The organism is Flavobacterium sp. YO64, from assembly GCF_004119505.1.
GTDB lineage: Bacteria > Bacteroidota > Bacteroidia > Flavobacteriales > Flavobacteriaceae > Flavobacterium > Flavobacterium oncorhynchi.
Genome location: NZ_NRQV01000032.1, coordinates 13,883 through 31,147 on the forward strand (window position 1 = coordinate 13,883; position 17,265 = coordinate 31,147).

General features: G+C 32.8%; 19 protein-coding genes. 10 read left to right on the plus strand and 9 right to left on the minus strand.

Translation table 11 applies throughout. The features are described from left to right. Window positions 1–57: 57 nt before the first annotated feature. Window positions 58–609, minus strand: a complete 552-nt coding sequence (locus BOW57_RS17515) for a 1-acyl-sn-glycerol-3-phosphate acyltransferase (RefSeq protein ID WP_089055701.1) — start codon at window positions 607–609, stop codon at window positions 58–60. 66 nt (window positions 610–675) lie between these two features. Between BOW57_RS17515 and BOW57_RS17520 the strand changes: the two genes are divergently transcribed. The 6 genes from BOW57_RS17520 (at window position 676) to BOW57_RS17545 (ending at window position 5,444) form a co-directional block, all read left to right on the plus strand. Further along, the gene (locus BOW57_RS17520; protein WP_129056110.1) at window positions 676–1,341 is read left to right on the plus strand and encodes a spermidine synthase; all 666 of its coding nucleotides are present in this window, start codon (window positions 676–678) and stop codon (window positions 1,339–1,341) included. A 12-nt stretch (window positions 1,342–1,353) separates the two neighbouring features. Next, the gene (locus BOW57_RS17525; RefSeq protein WP_129056113.1) at window positions 1,354–2,031 is read left to right on the plus strand and encodes a peptidoglycan DD-metalloendopeptidase family protein; all 678 of its coding nucleotides are present in this window, start codon (window positions 1,354–1,356) and stop codon (window positions 2,029–2,031) included. A gap of 6 nt (window positions 2,032–2,037) precedes the next feature. After that, window positions 2,038–2,514 carry a hypothetical protein gene (locus BOW57_RS17530; RefSeq protein ID WP_129056156.1) on the plus strand — a complete coding sequence of 159 codons (477 nt, stop codon included), beginning with the start codon at window positions 2,038–2,040 and terminating at the stop codon, window positions 2,512–2,514. Between the two features lie 21 nt (window positions 2,515–2,535). Next, the gene (locus BOW57_RS17535; RefSeq protein WP_241687468.1) at window positions 2,536–3,048 is read left to right on the plus strand and encodes a hypothetical protein; all 513 of its coding nucleotides are present in this window, start codon (window positions 2,536–2,538) and stop codon (window positions 3,046–3,048) included. A 53-nt stretch (window positions 3,049–3,101) separates the two neighbouring features. Next, window positions 3,102–3,572, plus strand: coding sequence for a nuclear transport factor 2 family protein (locus tag BOW57_RS17540; protein ID WP_129056117.1), 471 nt, complete (start codon window positions 3,102–3,104; stop codon window positions 3,570–3,572). A gap of 129 nt (window positions 3,573–3,701) precedes the next feature. Next, the gene (locus tag BOW57_RS17545; protein ID WP_129056119.1) at window positions 3,702–5,444 is read left to right on the plus strand and encodes an APC family permease; all 1,743 of its coding nucleotides are present in this window, start codon (window positions 3,702–3,704) and stop codon (window positions 5,442–5,444) included. 110 nt (window positions 5,445–5,554) lie between these two features. Here BOW57_RS17545 and BOW57_RS17550 read toward each other — a convergent pair whose 3' ends face one another. Beyond that, the gene (locus tag BOW57_RS17550; RefSeq protein WP_129056121.1) at window positions 5,555–7,042 is read right to left on the minus strand and encodes an aminotransferase class V-fold PLP-dependent enzyme; all 1,488 of its coding nucleotides are present in this window, start codon (window positions 7,040–7,042) and stop codon (window positions 5,555–5,557) included. A 182-nt stretch (window positions 7,043–7,224) separates the two neighbouring features. Here BOW57_RS17550 and msrA point away from each other — a divergent pair, with 182 nt between their 5' ends. Further along, the gene (gene msrA, locus BOW57_RS17555; protein ID WP_129056126.1) at window positions 7,225–7,758 is read left to right on the plus strand and encodes a peptide-methionine (S)-S-oxide reductase MsrA; all 534 of its coding nucleotides are present in this window, start codon (window positions 7,225–7,227) and stop codon (window positions 7,756–7,758) included. A 71-nt stretch (window positions 7,759–7,829) separates the two neighbouring features. Continuing rightward, entirely contained in the window at window positions 7,830–9,398 is a 1,569-nt protein-coding gene (locus BOW57_RS17560; RefSeq protein WP_129056129.1) for a YdiU family protein, read from the plus strand. A gap of 82 nt (window positions 9,399–9,480) precedes the next feature. Here BOW57_RS17560 and BOW57_RS17565 read toward each other — a convergent pair whose 3' ends face one another. Further along, entirely contained in the window at window positions 9,481–10,449 is a 969-nt protein-coding gene (locus tag BOW57_RS17565; protein ID WP_129056131.1) for a YpdA family putative bacillithiol disulfide reductase, read from the minus strand. Window positions 10,450–10,452: 3 nt separating this feature from the next. After that, a complete protein-coding gene (locus BOW57_RS17570) occupies window positions 10,453–10,929 on the minus strand; it encodes a CYTH domain-containing protein (protein WP_129056133.1) in 477 nt (158 codons plus the stop codon). A gap of 194 nt (window positions 10,930–11,123) precedes the next feature. Here BOW57_RS17570 and BOW57_RS17575 point away from each other — a divergent pair, with 194 nt between their 5' ends. Both BOW57_RS17575 and BOW57_RS17580 read left to right on the plus strand, forming a co-directional pair. Further along, window positions 11,124–12,035, plus strand: coding sequence for an OmpA family protein (locus tag BOW57_RS17575; protein ID WP_129056135.1), 912 nt, complete (start codon window positions 11,124–11,126; stop codon window positions 12,033–12,035). 19 nt (window positions 12,036–12,054) lie between these two features. Beyond that, window positions 12,055–12,606 carry a hypothetical protein gene (locus tag BOW57_RS17580; protein ID WP_129056137.1) on the plus strand — a complete coding sequence of 184 codons (552 nt, stop codon included), beginning with the start codon at window positions 12,055–12,057 and terminating at the stop codon, window positions 12,604–12,606. An 81-nt stretch (window positions 12,607–12,687) separates the two neighbouring features. Here BOW57_RS17580 and BOW57_RS17585 read toward each other — a convergent pair whose 3' ends face one another. From BOW57_RS17585 to menA, 5 genes are read right to left on the minus strand one after another with little or no spacing between them, the layout of a single operon-like run. Continuing rightward, window positions 12,688–13,725 (minus strand): o-succinylbenzoate synthase, encoded by a 1,038-nt coding sequence (locus BOW57_RS17585; RefSeq protein ID WP_129056138.1) that lies wholly within the window; start codon window positions 13,723–13,725, stop codon window positions 12,688–12,690. A 29-nt stretch (window positions 13,726–13,754) separates the two neighbouring features. After that, complete coding sequence (locus BOW57_RS17590; protein WP_129056140.1) at window positions 13,755–14,957, minus strand: M48 family metallopeptidase; 1,203 nt, start codon at window positions 14,955–14,957, stop codon at window positions 13,755–13,757. 40 nt (window positions 14,958–14,997) lie between these two features. Continuing rightward, window positions 14,998–15,507, minus strand: coding sequence for a DUF2199 domain-containing protein (locus tag BOW57_RS17595; protein WP_129056142.1), 510 nt, complete (start codon window positions 15,505–15,507; stop codon window positions 14,998–15,000). Between the two features lie 16 nt (window positions 15,508–15,523). After that, complete coding sequence (locus BOW57_RS17600; protein ID WP_129056144.1) at window positions 15,524–16,201, minus strand: metal-dependent hydrolase; 678 nt, start codon at window positions 16,199–16,201, stop codon at window positions 15,524–15,526. 31 nt (window positions 16,202–16,232) lie between these two features. Beyond that, a complete protein-coding gene (gene menA, locus BOW57_RS17605; protein WP_089055718.1) occupies window positions 16,233–17,195 on the minus strand; it encodes a 1,4-dihydroxy-2-naphthoate octaprenyltransferase in 963 nt (320 codons plus the stop codon). Between the last annotated feature and the right edge of the window lie 70 nt (window positions 17,196–17,265).

The following is a 17,265-nucleotide window of genomic DNA, read 5'->3' on the forward strand; positions in this document are numbered from 1 at the left end:
TTTCAAAATTATTTTTGATTTAAGCGATTCTCACGCAATTAAAAAAATATCGAAAATTTAGATTTGAATTCCGTTTTCAGGAATCTTTCCTAAAACACCTTTATAGTGTTGTTTTAAGATTTCGAGATCAGCTTCGTAATTTCCAGTTGGAAAAAAAGCTTTCCCTAGATCAACTATTTTCTTTCCCCAATCAAAAGCGACTGGAACAATAGGTACATTTGCTTTCAGTGCGATATAATAAAAACCGCTTTTAATTTCGGTAACGCCTTTTCGAGTTCCTTCTGGAGCAACAGCCAAACGAAAGATTTCTTTACGGTCAAAAATAGCAGCAATAGAATCTACTTTGTTTAATCCTCCCGTGCGATCAATAGGTTCTCCGCCAACATTCTTAAAGTAATATCCAAAAGGAAATCTAAACAATTCCTTCTTTCCTACCCAATTCATTTGCAAGCCAGAGATTCCTCGGGTAAAAAGCCCAATATAAAAATCGTGATTACTGGTATGAGGCATAACCATCAATATACATTTTTTTACTTCAGCGTTCTTCAACCCTGTTATTTTCCAGCCCATTAGCTTGCAAAAGATAAAATTGTATAATTGTTTCTTCATTAAAATTTAATTTTTGCTACAAAATAAAAGATTTAAAATGGTATTTTTGAGTAAAACCATTATAAAATGATTCAAAAACTGTTCAGTTATCTTATACCTATAAATATATTCAAAAAAAAGTCAGCAAGAAGTAAAATAATCGAAGTTACTTGGACAAACGGAGAATTGGTAATCGATTCTGAAAATACAAATTATTCATATGGAAGTTTACAGCGAATATTAAGATACGGCCTTAGGAATATTGGATATGATAAGGTTTTAAAAATGGATAATATTCTGGTTCTTGGAGTTGCCGGCGGAAGCGTAATTAAAACCCTTGTTGACGAAATAGAATACAAAGGAAAAATTACAGGTGTCGAGATCGATTCAGACATGATTCAGATTGCTAATGAATATTTTAATCTCAATCAAATTAAGCAGCTTGAAATTATAATAGATGATGCTTTTGAATTTGTTTTAAAAACAAAAGATAAATATGACTTGATTATAATCGATATTTTTGAGGATACTAATATGCCTAACTTTTTGTTTGAAAAGTTTTTCAGTGAGAGAGTCTGTTTTTTATTAAAAGATAAAGGCTTCATTTTGTTTAACACAATGATTCTTGATGAAGCACATAATGTTCGTAATAGAAAATACAAAGCCGAAATAAACACTGAATCGTTTACGGTAAAAATGCTGCCTCGCATAGAAGTACACAATGAAATAATAATAATTGAGAAATTGTTCTAAAATCGTATATTCATGAAGACCCTTATTTCTATTCTAAAAACCTTGCCGCCTGCTAAAGTAATTGATGATGTAATTGATTCTTCAAAATATCTTCCACTTGATTTATCGTCAACAAATACCGAATTGGTTGAAAGTAAGCCAGAAAGTGCAGCTGATTTTGAACGTTTTATTACTGATTATTTAAAAAGGAATAATGCTGAAGTGGCTTATGGTGGATATATTGAAGGACGCACTTTGTACAAACGAAGTTCTATTTTTAGAAATGATTCAATTCAAGAACGAAATATTCATATAGGATTGGATTTATGGACAAAAGAAGGCACTTCTGTTTTGGCGCCTCTTGATGGAAAAGTTCACAGTTTTAAAAACAATGTTGGTTTAGGCGATTATGGCCCGACTATTATTTTAGAGCACGAAATTGAAAATGAAATATTTTATACTTTATACGGACATTTATCGTTAGAAAGTATAGAAAACCTTACTGTTGGGGCGATTTTTACAAAAGGCGAACAAATTGCATCTTTAGGAAATTCATCTATAAATGGAGATTATGCTCCTCATGTTCACTTTCAAATTATACGAAATTTGGGAGATTACTGGGGCGATTATCCTGGAGTATGCAATACAAATGATTTGAATTTTTATATTGAAAACTGCCCTGACCCTAACTTATTATTAAAAATTACTTAAATGATTATGAAGAAAGCAGGATTGATTATATGTTTGTTGTTATTAATTGGATGTAAAACGAAAACGATAAATCGAGATACTGAAGATTTAAAGATAAAAAAAGTTCCAAGTGCCGAGATTAATTCACAGCAGCAACGAAAAGCTTATGAATTAGGCAAAAGAGTATTGGAAACTTGTAACACATCAAAATTCAAGCCTTTTAATGAAACCGAAGTGACACAGTCTGTGAGAGAAAACACAACTGAAGAACGATTGACTAAAACGTGTACAAGATTTAGACAATATTACGGGAGTTTTATTGATTTGAAATTAGATGGCGTTTATAAAACCAAGCAAGAAGTAATTTACCGTTATCGTGCTTTGTATACTAAAAAGGTTGCCAATAAAGAGCTTCGTGTATTTGTGAACAATGACAATTTAGTTTCAGCAATAAAGTCAATGGATTGGGACGAGAAGTTTGACTCAAAATTAACCGAACAATAAAGCAAAATTATGAATTTAAAAATGCCCCTGTTTTTATTACTGTTATTCTCAACTATTTTAAATGCTCAAGAAACTATGAGCATTAAAGGCGCTGTTCCTCTTTCTGCAACAAAAACGTATACGTTTATCTGCGAGAAATATGCTTTTACAGGAGAAGCTGATATACAAATTGCAAAAACAGACAAAGGCGGTGTTTTAAAAATTACAATTTTACCATCAAATGATAAAGCAAAAATTTCAGGCGGTTTATATGTTGATCTGGCAAATGCCGATGTTATTGCTTGCGTAGATAAAAATGTGAAGGAAACTGCAGACGGTAAAATATCTGCCTATTATTATTTTACTCCAGCTGAATTTGCAAAACTGAAGAAAAACGATATTTACGCTGTTCGTTTTATTATAACCGGCGGTTCTAATGCTTTTGGCAATGAAAACGGATATTTTACAGCGCATAACAAAATGAACTATTTCTCAACGGCTTACGATAAATCTAAAAAGAGTTACGATACAGCAAAAGAAATAAGTGTTTTATAAATATAAAATTTATTAGAATAAATCTTATATTTATAATCTAATTACAATTTAATATGACTCCTAACGAAGCAGTAATAACAAAGTTTTATGCCGCATTTGCTAATTCAGATGCTCAAACAATGTCTGAATGCTATCATCCAAAAGTACATTTTATTGATCCTGCATTTGGTTTATTGAAAGATGAGCAGGTTTCTAAAATGTGGAAAATGCTATTGCTTAAAAGTAAAGGAAACATCAAAATTGAATTCTCAGATGTAAAAGCAGATGATTTTTCGGGTTCTGCAAAATGGGTTGCAACCTACAACTTTAGCAAAACAAATCGTAAGGTAATCAATAAAATTAGAGCTGAATTCGTATTTCAAGACGGCTTAATTATTAAACATATTGACGATTTTGATGTTTGGAAATGGTCACAACAAGCTTTTGGACTTACTGGTTATTTACTTGGATGGACTGGTTTTTTTCAGAAAAAAATTCAACAACAAGCTTTGCTGTCACTTAATAAATTTGAGGAATCCAAATAATTTTCCTAACTTAATTTTTTCTTTTGTACCAAAACTGATGTAGTTCTCTGCATTTATACGCCTCTTGCAAAACTCTAATACTTTGCCCTTCATTATTTTTTAAGTCAATTGTTTTCAATTCTATTAAAAATGAAAGAAATTATACACAAGAGATTAAATCAATTACAAGCTACGGCAATATGCGGAAACGATATAAGTTCTTCCTGCTTGTATGTATCAGCATTAACTATTTTATACGCAGGACAATATGCATGGATTTCACTGTTGATTGTAGCTGCCGTTTTATTTTTATTCAGAAAAATTTATGGAGAAGTTGTTGGTGCAATTCCTTTAAATGGAGGCGCTTACAATGTATTACTAAATACATCTACTAAAAAACTCGCATCGCTGGCCGCAACGCTTACCGTTTTATCCTATATGGCAACCGCTGTAATTTCTGCTTCAGAAGGAATGCATTATTTACACGGAATTTTTGAAGGAATCAATGTCACAATTGCTACCGTTGTCGTTTTAATTCTTTTTACTTTTCTTGCCATTTTAGGAATCGGAGAATCTGCTTTTGTGGCAGTAATTATATTCGTAACCCATTTAACCACTTTAAGTTTACTTGTTTTAGCGTCGCTTTTGTATATCGCCATGAACGGTTTAGATGTTTTTCAGCTGAATTGGCAGGCTCCTATTGCGTTTGGAAACTTAAAAACGGCCCTTTTCTTAGGTTTTTCAGCTGCAATGCTCGGAATTTCAGGATTTGAAAGTTCGGCTAATTTTGTCGAAGAGCAGGAAACAGGAGTATTTCCTAAAACACTCCGCAATATGTGGGCGATTGTCAGCTTTTTTAATCCCGTTATTGCAATTCTAATTATTGGAGTAATTCCGTTAGCACAAGTTGGCGAAAACAAAGAATCGTTATTGGCTTTTTTAGGGCAAACAACCGGTGGTTCTTGGCTTGCATGGTTAATCTCTATTGATGCAGTTTTAGTGCTTTGTGGTGCTGTATTAACTTCATTTGTTGGTGTTTCTGGACTTTTAAACCGAATGACTTTAGATCGGATTCTGCCAAATTATTTTCTAAAACAGAATAAAAGAGGATCACATTATCGTATTGCGATAAGTTTTTTAATTCTTTGCATATCCGTTCTTTTTGCTACAAATGGTCATTTAGAATCTTTAGCGGGCGTTTATACATTTTCGTTTTTGGCGGTAATGGCATTGTTTGGAATAGGAAACCTCCTTCTTAAATTTAAACGCAGTAAACTTCCAAGACCTGTACGAGCACGCGGTATAGCTGTTGTAACTGCTATAGTTTTTGTTATTATTGCTTTTATAGGCAATATGGAGCTCAACATCAACGCATTCTATACTTTTCTAAAATATATGGTTCCATCATTATTGTTTATCGGAATAATGCTGAATCGAGTTATACTTATTAAACTTTTAATTGAAGCTTTAGAATATTTTTATCAGCCATTACGAAAAATGGTGATTTTAAGTAATCGATATTTACAAAAAATGAGTGTCCAAATCAACTCTCAAGAGTTTGTCTTTTTTACTAAGGGCGATGATATTGCGATTTTAAACAAAGTCTTGCAATATGTTCAAGGCAACGAAACCACCAAAAAGCTGAAAATTGTTCATGTTAAAAGTGATTCTGTAAACAATGAAGCTTTAATAAAAGATCTTGAAGTTCTAGATCGTGCTTATGATGATATTGATATTGAATATCTTGAAATTCAAGGTGTTTTTGGCCCAGAAATTATAGATGAATTATCTCAAAAATGGAAAATCCCTAAGAATTTCATGTTTATTGGTTCGCCTGGAAATAAGTTTTCTTATAGAGTTTCTGATCTTGGCGGCGTACGTTTGATTATGTAGTTCTAAAAATAGTTTAAATAAAAAACCCGATAGATTTTTAAAGTCTATCGGGTTTTTAGTATTTCAAAGTCTTCGTGTATAGTTTAAAGAAACTTGCAGTAGATTAATTCTTAAGATTTAAACCAGCCTTCAACCAATTCATCTTCAAAAGAAGTTGCATTTTTATGAACAAACTCATTTGTGTCTTTATTGTAAGAATAGTCTAAAGCCCATTCTTTATGGTTTTTAGCTAACTCTTTAATACTTTCGCAAACAAAAGCAATTTCTTCATCAGTCGTAGTTGGATGAATTGACATTCTAATCCATCCTGGTTTTTTGATTAAATCTCCAATTGTAATTTCGTTAACCAGCTTATTTGAAGTTTCTTGATCAACATGAAGTAAAAAATGCCCGTAAGTTCCTGCACAGCTGCATCCTCCTCTAGTTTGAACTCCAAATCGGTCATTTAATATTTTTACACCTAAATTAAAATGAAGGTTTTCAATAAAAAACGAAACAACTCCCAATCTGTTTTTATGCTGTCCTGCTAGAATTTTAATATTATCAACAGGCTCTAATTGACTAAAAACATAATCAACAATTTCATGCTCGCGCTGTAAAATGTTTTCAATTCCCATTTCTTCCTTTAACTCAATTGCCAAAGCTGTTTTAATAACCTGAAGAAATCCTGGAGTTCCGCCATCTTCACGATCCTCTATATTGTCAATATATTTATGCTCTCCCCAAGGATTTGTCCAGCTTACAGTTCCACCGCCTGGACAATCAGGAATCATATTGTTGTATAATTTTTTATTAAAAATAAGAACACCAGAAGTACCAGGCCCCCCTAAGAATTTATGCGGAGAAAAGAAAATAGCATCTAAATACGCTTCTTCATCTGCCGGATGCATATCAATTTCTACATAAGGTCCTGAACAGGCAAAATCGACAAAGCAAACACCGTTGTATTGATGCATTAATTTGGCAGCTTCGTGAAAAGGTGTTTTTAAACCTGTAACATTCGAACACGAAGTAATAGAAGCAATTTTTATTGTTCTATCACTGTATTTTTGTAACAACAGCTCTAAATTATCTAAACTAAAAAGTCCTTTTTCACAAGACGGAATAATTTCGACATCAGCAATAGTTTCTAACCAAGAAGTCTGATTAGAATGATGCTCCATATGAGAAATAAAAACAATAGGTTTTTTCTCTGCAGGAACTGTAGTAAAGCTTTTTAGATTTTCAGGAATTTTCAAACCTAAAATACGCTGAAACTTATTAATAACACCAGTCATACCAGTTCCATCTGTAATCAAAACATCATCGTTATTAGCGTTTGTATGACGTTTGATAATATGTCTTGCATGATGATACGCCTTTGTCATGGCAGTACCAGATACAGTAGTTTCAGTATGTGTGTTGGCTACAAAAGGGCCAAATTGATTTAAAAGTTTCTCTTCAATTGGTCTGTAAAGCCTTCCGCTGGCAGTCCAATCTGTATAAACAATATTTTTTTTGCCAAAAGGTGACATAAATTCCTGATCTATGCCAACAATATGTTGTCTAAAGTCCTGAAAGTAGGTTTCTAGACTGATGGTATTATTTTTGGTATTCATTAGTGTGCCTGTGTTTGGATGCAAATATATTGTTTTTTTATAGAATTGAGAATTTATCAATTATAAACTTCAAACAGTGAGTAAACTTTTAATATCTTTAGTTAAAAAGCTATTTTTTAGATAAATTATCATAATATTCTATCGGATTAATAGGGCATGTAAACTTTAAACTATTTACATTTATGGAAAATTTATCAACAGCCACTTTTGGTGGTGGATGTTTTTGGTGTGTAGAAGCTGTAATTCAGCGTTTAAAAGGAGTTGAAACAATAAAATCGGGATATTCAGATGGTTTTATAAAAAATCCTGCATATCGTGAAGTTTGCACGGGACGCACTGGTCACGCAGAAGTAATTCAGGTAACCTTTAATCCTGACATAATTTCATATCATGATTTGATAACTGTGTTTATGACGAGTCATGATCCAACAACTTTAAATCGCCAAGGCGGTGACAGCGGTACACAATATCGTTCGATTGTTTTATATCATGATAACGAACAAAAAGAAATTGCTGAAAAAGTGTTTCATGAAGTGCAGTCTGTTTACGCAGATCCAATTGTTACGCAGTTAAAGCCTTTCGAAGTGTTTTATGAAGCCGAAGATTATCATCAAAACTATTACAACAACAATCAAGAAGCCGGTTATTGTCAGTTTGTAATCGATCCAAAAGTTCAAAAACTTAAAAAAATGTATGCTGATAAATTAATTGGCTGATAAATTTTTAGTCACGAATTAGAGGTAATAAAAAAATCATCAAAAGTTGTAGCAAGCCTACATAAACTAAAATGAAAAATTTAAAAATAAATAATCGATTTACTGCGGAATTACCTGCAGATCCTGAAACTACAAACGAAGTGCGTCAGGTGAAGAATACTGTATTCTCGTATGTAGATCCAACAAAACCATCGAATCCAAAGCTAATTCATGCTTCCGAAGAAGTTGCAGAATTAGTTGGTATTTCAAAAGAAGAAATTCATTCTGAAACTTTTTTGAATGTTTTCTCAGGAAAAGAAATCCTATCAGGAACACGTCCGTTTGCAATGAGTTATGCTGGACACCAGTTTGGAAATTGGGCAGGGCAATTAGGTGACGGTCGTGCTATTAATTTAACGGAAGTTGAAAACAACGGTAAGTTTTTCATGCTTCAATTAAAAGGAGCAGGAAAAACACCTTATTCGAGAACTGCAGATGGTTTGGCGGTTTTGCGTTCTTCTATTAGAGAGTATTTATGTGCTGAAGCCATGCATTATTTAGGTGTGCCTACTACTCGATCGCTTTCTTTAATGCTTTCCGGTGATCAAGTATTGAGAGATGTTTTGTATAATGGAAATCCAGCTTACGAAAAAGGTGCAATTGTTTGTCGTGTTGCTCCTTCTTTTATTCGTTTTGGAAGTTTTGAAATGTTGACAGCCAGAAACGAACTCAAGAATTTGAAACAGTTTGTTGAATATAATATCAAACATTATTTTCCTGAGATCAAAGGCGAGCCGAAAGAACAATATTTAGCATTCTTTAAAAAAGTGGCTGATTCTACTCGCGAAATGATTTTGCATTGGCAGCGTGTGGGTTTTGTACATGGTGTAATGAATACAGATAATATGTCGATTCATGGAATTACGATCGATTATGGTCCATATGGCTGGTTAGAAAACTACGATCCAAACTGGACGCCAAACACTACCGACAGTCAATATAGAAGATACAGATTTGGAAATCAGCCTCAAATTGCACAATGGAATTTGTACCAATTAGCTAATGCAATTTATCCTTTAATAAATGAAACAGAGCAATTAGAAAAAATCTTAGAATCATTTATGGATGATTTTATTAAAGATTATAAAGTGATGTTTTTAAGTAAAATAGGTTTGTTTACTTTAAGTGAAACTGATAATGCTCTTATTGATGAATTAGAAGCTAATTTGCAATTAACAGAAACTGATATGACTATCTTTTTTAGAAATTTGAGTGCTGTTGAAAAATCAGATTCAGTTGAAAAAGCAATGGAGAAAATTGAATTTTCGTTTTATAAAATAGAAGAAGTTTCTGGGGAAATTCTAGAAGCATGGAAAAAATGGTTTTCAGAATATCTAGAAAGATTAAAAGCTGAAAATTTATCAGATCAGGAACGTTCACAAAAAATGAATTCCATTAATCCAAAATATGTGCTTCGTAATTATATGGCGCAATTAGCGATTGATGCAGCAGACAAAGAAGATTATTCGTTGGTAAATGAGTTTTATGCGCTTTTGCAAAAACCGTACGACGAGCAGCCTGATTATCAAAAATGGTTTGCAAAACGACCGGATTGGGCAAGATCAAAAGTTGGTTGTTCAATGCTTTCTTGCAGTTCTTAAGTTTTATTTTTAGCCACGAATTTCACGAATTAGATTTTGTGAGTTCGAAAAAAAATTAGTGAAATTCGTGGTTAAAAAAAAACTATTTTGAAACAATATAATCCATAATCATATTAGCATGGATTCTTGAGTTCTCAATAAACCATTTGTGCGTCTGCATTCCACCGCAGACAACACCAGCTAAGAATAGACCTTTTACATTTGTTTCCATCGTTTCGGCGTTGTAAACAGGAATCTTTAATTCATCATTTGAAAGTTCAATGCCCATTTTTTCTAGAAAAGTTAAATCTGGTTTATAGCCCGTTAAAGCCAAAACAAAATCATTTTCAATTGTAACTTTTCCGTTTGGAGTTTCAATTTCGACTTCATTATCTTTTATTTTCGTAATATTAGATTCAAAATAAGCCTTAATACTGCCCTCAGCAATTCGATTTTCAATATCAGGTTTTACCCAATATTTTACTCTGCTATTTATTTCTTTTTTACGAATCACCATCGTAACATCAGCGCCTTTTCGCCAGCATTCTAAAGCAGCATCGACAGATGAATTATTGGCGCCAACGACTAAAACTTTGCGAAATGCATATTCGTGGGCTTCTTTGTAATAATGACGTACTTTAGGCAATTCCTCTCCTATTACATTCATTTGAATTGGAATATCATAAAAACCAGTAGCAATAATCACATTCTTTGCTTCATACAGTTTTTTATCGGTGGAAACTACAAAAGTCGAATTTTCGATTTTTTTGACTTCGGTAACTTTTTCAAATAAATTGATATTGAATTTAAAATAACGATGAATATTTCGATAATATTCTAAAGCTTCCTGTCTGCCTGGTTTTGGAGCAAGACAATTAAACGGAATATCACCAATTTCTAACCTTTCGGCAGTAGAGAAAAAGGTCATGTACAGCGGATAATTGAAGATACTGTTTACAATAGCGCCTTTTTCGATTATTAAGTATTTTAAATTGTTCTTTTGAGCTTCAATTGCACAGGCAAGTCCTATTGGTCCGCCTCCCACAATAATTACATCATATTGATCCGTCATAAATTATTCTTTTTCCCAGCTTTTAAAAGGATGTTTACTTAAATAAGCATTGTAATATCTTTTGTCGTCTGTTACCTCTTTCCCAAGCCATTCTGGCTTTTCAAAAGTTTCTGTTTCGGATTTCAGTTCAACTTCGGCCATTACTAAGCCTTCATTTTCGCCGTAAAATTCATCAACTTCAAAAATATGATTTCCAAGTTTTACCTCGTAACGTATTTTTTCTATTTTGCCTTTTTCGCATAATTTTAAAAGCTCTATAGCTTCATCAAGCGGAATTTCATTCTCCCATTCAAAACGCGACATACCGCCTTGGTGCCCAATTCCTTTAATGGTCAAAAAGGCTTTTTCACCTTTAATTCTAACTCTTACAGTTCTTTCAGGAATCGAACTTAAATAGCCTTGCGCAATTTTATTATGAGTAAAAGCTTGTTCTTTAAAATCATTTGATTTTACAAGAAACTTTCTTTCTATTTCGAGCATTTTGTTTCTGAATTAATTTTACTCAAAGTTACTTAATTAAATTAAGTTTGAGAATTTACATTTATAAAACCTCTTTTTATTTGTTCACGAATCAAATTCAAACAAAAGTGGAAAATGCAACCATGTTGATTGATTGTTAGTAGGTTACGTGTTTTTATTTTTCCTAAATTTGATAAAACCTTAACTTTATTACTATGTCTAAAAAAGCACTTTATCTATTGGGCATTGCAATAACAATTATTTTAGGGACTTTTTTATACCTGAAATTCTGTTGCAATTGTTGTACGAAAACAGCTGACGTTACTACTGAAACAGTAAGCGTTGTTGTGGCTCAGGACACTAATTTTGTTCCTTTTGTTTTAAACGGCTCCGGAATTGATTATCGCACACACGGCAATCTTAAGTTCCTTAAAAACAATGCAGCGGTAATCATGCCTGTACATGATTCGGTAGCTATAGGAATAGAAAATCTAAAAGGGTTTTTAATTAAAAATCCACAGCAAAAAATTACGATTACTGGTTACGCCACATCTGATGAAAAGAACACCACAACTTTTGAGAATCTTGGTTTAGCAAGAGCAAATGAAGTTAAGAACTATTTTGTTTCTAAAGGATTAGCTGCTTCTAATTTTGATACAAAAGGCAAAATTATCGATCAGTGGAAAATGAGTTCTGATACGCTTCTTGGTCCTGTCGAGTACAATTTTGAGAGTACTGATACCCCAGCGGTATCGACAGATGAATGGGTTATTTTAAAGAATAAAATTAATGGTGATGCATTAGTTCTTCATTTTAGCACCAATAAATCTAGTGAAGATTTAAGTGCCGACGAGAAGCAAAAAGTTGCAGATATTGCCAAATACATGGATCATGTTAAAGAAGCTGTTGTATTGGTTGTTGGGCACAGCGACAATGTAGGAAATCGTGATTCGAATATTGTTCTTGGACAAAAACGTGCTGATTTCTCTAAAAATTATTTAGTTAAAAAAGGTATTGAGACTACGCGAATTGAAACGCAATCAAAAGGTCCTGATGAACCAATTGGAGAAAATACTACTGCAGAAGGTAAAGCAAATAACAGAAGAACTGTAATTACAATTAAATAACTAATTAAAATATACGATTATGAATATACCATGTATCTTAATACCGATTTTAGTGGGGTTAATCTGTGGAATTTTAGGTTACTTACTAGGAAAAATGAATTCTAAAGGAGATGATTCACTGTCTGCATCTTTACAAGCCGATTTAGATGCTTGTAAAGCAAATACGAAAAGCTTAAATGCTAAAATAGCAGCATTAGAAGCAGATCTAGCTGCAAAAGTAAAAAATACTTCGTCTACGGCGCAGTCGTTTGCGTCTTCACCTGCTGCAATCGCATTTGATGCAACTCTGGCAGCCACAGTTTTTGGTAAAAAAATAAAAGAAAATGATTTGAAAGTTGTTGAGGGAATTGGGCCTAAAATTGAAGCTTTATATCATGCAGCAGGAATATCAACTTGGCATCAATTATCAGAAACATCCACAGAAAAATCACAATCTATTCTGGATGCAGGCGGAGAAAATTATGCCATTCACAATCCAAGTACTTGGGCAAAACAAGCTTTGTTAGCCTATCAAGGTAAATGGCAGGAATTGAAAGACTGGCAGGATAATTTACGTGGAGGGAAAGAGTAAAAAAAAGATACAAAGGTTCAAAGTTACAGAGGTTCAAAGGTTTTAATACTTTGTCCCTTTGAACCTCTGTAACTTTGAATCTTAAAAACTGGCTCCCAGCCAGTTTTTTTCTGTATTATACCATAGCTGTCCTTGTTTTACTTCGAGCGGGCAATCAAAATTATTAGTGTACAGTGCTCCTGTTCCTAATCCTTGCGGCATTTTTGAGTTTAAAAGAAAAGTCCATTGAGCAATTGCATTTAAACCAATATTACTTTCTAATGCTGAAGTAATCCACCAGCCGATGTTATATTTTTCGGCTAAAGTGATCCATTCTTGTGTTCCTTTAAAACCTCCGACAAAACTTGGTTTTAAAATAATGTATTGCGGTTTGATTTTTTGCAGCAATTCTTCTTTCTCTTCTAATGAAAAAACACCTATCAATTCTTCGTCTAAAGCAATTGGAAAAGGTGTTGTATTACATAAATCTGCCATTGCAGTACTATTTCCTTTTTTTATAGGTTGTTCAATACTATGAAGCTGAAATGTATTAAGTTGGTTAAGTTTATCTAAAGCTTCATTTAAAGTAAAAGCACCATTTGCATCGACTCTAATTTCGATTTGTTCTGCCGAAAAATGACTTCGGATAAACTCAAGTAATTCTAATTCTTTTTGAAAATCTATAGCACCAATTTTAAGCTTGATACAATTAAAACCATCTGCTAATTTCTCCTCAATTTGTTCTTTCATAAATGAAGCTTCACCCATCCAAACTAAGCCGTTTATAGGTATTGATTCAGAATTAGAAGTAAAATTTGAAGGAAAAAGTAAATACGGATTTTCACTTTTTAACGATAAAAAAGCCATTTCTACTCCAAACTGTATCGAAGGAAACTCTAACAAAGTTTCCCAAAGTGCAGTTTCTCCTAAATGAATATTTTCACAAGTCCATTTAAGTTTTTCCTCATAATCATCACGATCATCAGCGCTTAAGCCTCGAAGAATTCCGCATTCTCCTATTCCTTTTTTGCCATCATCCTCGAGAACAATAAACCAGGTTTCTTTTTCGGTCATAATGCCGCGAGATGTCCCAGACGGACGTTTAAACTCGAGCATATATTTATGGTAAACAGCTTTCAATTTATTGTTTTTAAATTAAGGAAAGGTTTTTAATTATAAAGTTTTAAAACTTTTTCGAAATCTTTTGATGGCAGACCAGCTTTTTGAAAAACAGTAAAATCTTGTTTTGTTTTTTCTTTCCAGCTTACACTATCAGTTACATTTTGAGTTTGGTATTTTTTGTAAATTGCTTTGGCTTCGCTGTAATCATCGCTTATCAAGTAAACATGAGCAAGATTTAGTTTAACTAACAATTCAGTATCATCAAGCTTTTCACCTTCTTTTAAAAATTTCAACGCTTTTCCGTATTGCTTGGTTAAAATGAAGCAATAACCAATAGAGCTATAGTCTAAAGCAGTAGCTTTTCCGTCGTTAATAATCGAATTTAACTTAGGAATAGCTTCGTTGTATTTTTGTTGTTTTATTAATAAAGAAGCCTGCTTTCTTAAATCACTGTAAACGTTTTTAGAAATATCTTCATCTTTATAACAAGCGTTTCCAAAATCTTTGTATGCTTTGGTTTTTTCAACTGCTAATAATTTCTGAAATTCTGTATAACGATATTGTTTGATGATTTTATTTAGAATACAAACACAAAAATCATCAGAATTGGCCATTTTTTGTGCTAATGTAGATGTTTTACATAAGCTGATAATTTCGTTTTTATTGTCTTTATCCCAGCCACGACTAAGAACAGTATTAACCCACGGAACAACTTCTAATACTACTTTTTGATTCAAAAACCAGTTTTTACTCTGAAATGCAAACCAAATTGTATTTGAATTTTGGTTCAAACAAGAAGATTTATCTACAGATAAACGTTTGGCATCTTTACTTAACGGTTCTGTTTGTGCATAACAAGCTTTATCTGTTTTACCGTCTATAATATATCTTTTTGCGTCGTCATTTGAAGTAAACAAGGCATAGGTACAAGTGTCATCTCCTGAAATTTTTGACATCAAAAAAACGGCTCCTGCAGATCCTTGACCAATTCCATATGGATCTGGAATTGCTTTTAGTACCGAAACTAAACTATTGGCCATTTGCTGGTTTTCGTCTAAAAGAGTGATCCTGTATACAATTTCGGTAGTACCTAGAGGCAAATCTTCTATTTTAAAAGTTACTCTGTCTCCCGCAGAAACAATAAGTTCTTTAGTTGTAGCTCTTTCTTTATCCCAATAGCCGTCTTTTTGTGCAAAAACGTTAGATGAAGCTATAATTAAAATAAATAGAGCTATTTTTTTAAAATTCATTTTAGAAAATTTAGTTAAAGATCTCATACAAATTTCAAGCCTATTTTTTAAGTATTGCGTTTATTCTCTTTTCAGCTTCTGCTTTAGGGATTCCTTCGTAATAATCTTTTACAAAAGGATGATCAAAATCTTTGTGAGGAAAGATTTCTGGTCTTTCGTTTCCAGTTTTTGTTACCACTGTTGTTGGAATGCTGTTTGAGAACTCATATTGCGGAATATAATTTGAAAGCCAGCCAAAATACTGGTTTTCTTCTTTTTGATCATCAAAGTTTTCTAAGTAGTTTTCAAAACTTTTTTCGATTAACGAAACCCAGAAGCCATATTCTAAATCTTCGCAGTGATCATTAACTTTTTGAACTAGAACACATCTAATAAATCGATCTACTTGATCGGAATGTTTTATAACGCAAAAATCCTCATCAATTACAGCAATATCTTCCTTTTCTTGAGAAGATAGATTGCTGTAGCTGTTTGGAGCGTTATAAGTTATTGCGGGCCAGCTTTCGTGCTCTTCGCCGCAGCAATCACACGTATATTTAATATCACTCATATTTTAACAAATGCTATTACAACTCAATTGATGCGCCAATTTCTAAAAGCATTAAATCTTTTCCTTTATCAAAGAATTTACGAATTGATTCTTCATGATTAATTTCGATATAGCCAAAAGTATCAAAATGATAGCCTAGAATTTTATCACATTCTACAAAGTCAGAAGCAATAATTGCATCTTCAACATCCATTGTAAAATTATTTCCGATTGGAAGAATAGCAAGATCAAGTTTGGTTCTCAACGGAATCAATTTCATGTCGTAAGTAAGTGCAGTATCCCCAGCAATATAAATGTTTTTATGCTCTCCTTCGATTACAAATCCGCCAGGATTTCCTCCGTAAGTGCCGTCAGGAAAAGAACTTGAGTGAATTGCATTGACATATTTTACTTTTCCAAAATCAAAATTCCAGCTTCCGCCATGATTCATTGGATGAGAGTTAAGACCATTTTTGGCATAGTAACCTGCAATCTCAGCATTTGAAACAATGACTGCATTAGTTCGTTTTGCAATACTTTCAACATCAAGAACATGATCGCCGTGAGCGTGTGTTAATAAAATATAGTCTGCTTTTAGGCTGTTGATATCGATATGTGAAGCTTGCGGATTTCCTGTAATAAATGGATCAACAATAATGTGCTTTCCTCCTACTTCAATTCCTAAAGAAGCATGTCCGTAAAAAGTGATTTTCATTTTATGAGTGTTTTTATAGTTGAACTTAATTTTATCTTCCGCCTAAAAATAGGTTAACAATTATATCTGAAATCAATGAAATCATACATACTGTTAATAATATTGAAAGTAAAAATGTACTTAATGCTAGTTTTTTTAATTCGGGATCTAAAAGCTTAGGGTTTTGATTTTTATAAACCGTAATTAAATGTTTAGTTAAAGGAATATAAGCTAATAAAAATAAATATTGATCAAAATTATAATCGCTTAAAAAGGCAAAAACTACAACTAAAATCATTGCTGTAATAATCAATGAGAAATGATAGATTTTTGCTTTTGCTCCGCCAATTTGAACTACGATTGTATTTTTTCCTGATTTTCGGTCTGATTCTTCATCACGCATATTATTCAGGTTTAAAACGCCCACGCTTAATAATCCGATAGAAATTGCCGGAAGAATTAAAAGCGGATCAACTTCTTTTGAATATAAAAAGTTAACACCTAATGTGCTTACAAGTCCAAAAAAGATGAAAACAAATACATCACCAAATCCTTTATAACCGTAAGCAGAATTACCAACTGTATAACGAATTGCTGAAACAATTGCAGCAATTCCTAAAAGCAGAAAGAATATTGAATAACCAAAATTTGATTCTCCAAACGCAAAATAAATTAAGATAATGGCAGATAATAAAGTTAGCAGCGAAGTAATTATTATTGCCTTTTTCATCGCTTGAGGCGTAATAACACCACTCTGAATAGCACGCTGCGGTCCTACTCGATCAGCATTATCAGTACCTTTCACACCATCTCCGTAATCATTTGCAAAATTGGATAAAACCTGCAAACCCAAAGTAGTTAAAAGAGCAAAACCAAAGATTTTCCAGCTAAAAACGTCTGTTGGTGTATTGATGGTTTCTGTTGGGTTTGAAAGTGCATAAATACTTCCAACTATAATTCCAGAAACTGATAAAGGTAATGTGCGCAGTCTAGCCGCTTCAATCCAATGTTTCATTATTTATTTTGTTTATTTTAATTTCAAGTTTTAGGTTTCACGTTTCAGGTTCGCAATTTGAAACCTGAAA

Bases quoted from the DNA above. Each gene is read 5' to 3' on its own strand.
- BOW57_RS17515 (WP_089055701.1), bottom strand. From the start codon at position 609: ATGAAGAAACAATTATACAATTTTATCTTTTGCAAGCTAATGGGCTGG.
- BOW57_RS17520 (WP_129056110.1), top strand. From the start codon at position 676: ATGATTCAAAAACTGTTCAGTTATCTTATACCTATAAATATATTCAAA.
- BOW57_RS17525 (WP_129056113.1), top strand. From the start codon at position 1,354: ATGAAGACCCTTATTTCTATTCTAAAAACCTTGCCGCCTGCTAAAGTA.
- BOW57_RS17530 (WP_129056156.1), top strand. From the start codon at position 2,038: ATGAAGAAAGCAGGATTGATTATATGTTTGTTGTTATTAATTGGATGT.
- BOW57_RS17535 (WP_241687468.1), top strand. From the start codon at position 2,536: ATGCCCCTGTTTTTATTACTGTTATTCTCAACTATTTTAAATGCTCAA.
- BOW57_RS17540 (WP_129056117.1), top strand. From the start codon at position 3,102: ATGACTCCTAACGAAGCAGTAATAACAAAGTTTTATGCCGCATTTGCT.
- BOW57_RS17545 (WP_129056119.1), top strand. From the start codon at position 3,702: ATGAAAGAAATTATACACAAGAGATTAAATCAATTACAAGCTACGGCA.
- BOW57_RS17550 (WP_129056121.1), bottom strand. From the start codon at position 7,042: ATGAATACCAAAAATAATACCATCAGTCTAGAAACCTACTTTCAGGAC.
- msrA (WP_129056126.1), top strand. From the start codon at position 7,225: ATGGAAAATTTATCAACAGCCACTTTTGGTGGTGGATGTTTTTGGTGT.
- BOW57_RS17560 (WP_129056129.1), top strand. From the start codon at position 7,830: ATGAAAAATTTAAAAATAAATAATCGATTTACTGCGGAATTACCTGCA.
- BOW57_RS17565 (WP_129056131.1), bottom strand. From the start codon at position 10,449: ATGACGGATCAATATGATGTAATTATTGTGGGAGGCGGACCAATAGGA.
- BOW57_RS17570 (WP_129056133.1), bottom strand. From the start codon at position 10,929: ATGCTCGAAATAGAAAGAAAGTTTCTTGTAAAATCAAATGATTTTAAA.
- BOW57_RS17575 (WP_129056135.1), top strand. From the start codon at position 11,124: ATGTCTAAAAAAGCACTTTATCTATTGGGCATTGCAATAACAATTATT.
- BOW57_RS17580 (WP_129056137.1), top strand. From the start codon at position 12,055: ATGAATATACCATGTATCTTAATACCGATTTTAGTGGGGTTAATCTGT.
- BOW57_RS17590 (WP_129056140.1), bottom strand. From the start codon at position 14,957: ATGAATTTTAAAAAAATAGCTCTATTTATTTTAATTATAGCTTCATCT.
- BOW57_RS17595 (WP_129056142.1), bottom strand. From the start codon at position 15,507: ATGAGTGATATTAAATATACGTGTGATTGCTGCGGCGAAGAGCACGAA.
- BOW57_RS17600 (WP_129056144.1), bottom strand. From the start codon at position 16,201: ATGAAAATCACTTTTTACGGACATGCTTCTTTAGGAATTGAAGTAGGA.
- menA (WP_089055718.1), bottom strand. From the start codon at position 17,195: ATGAAACATTGGATTGAAGCGGCTAGACTGCGCACATTACCTTTATCA.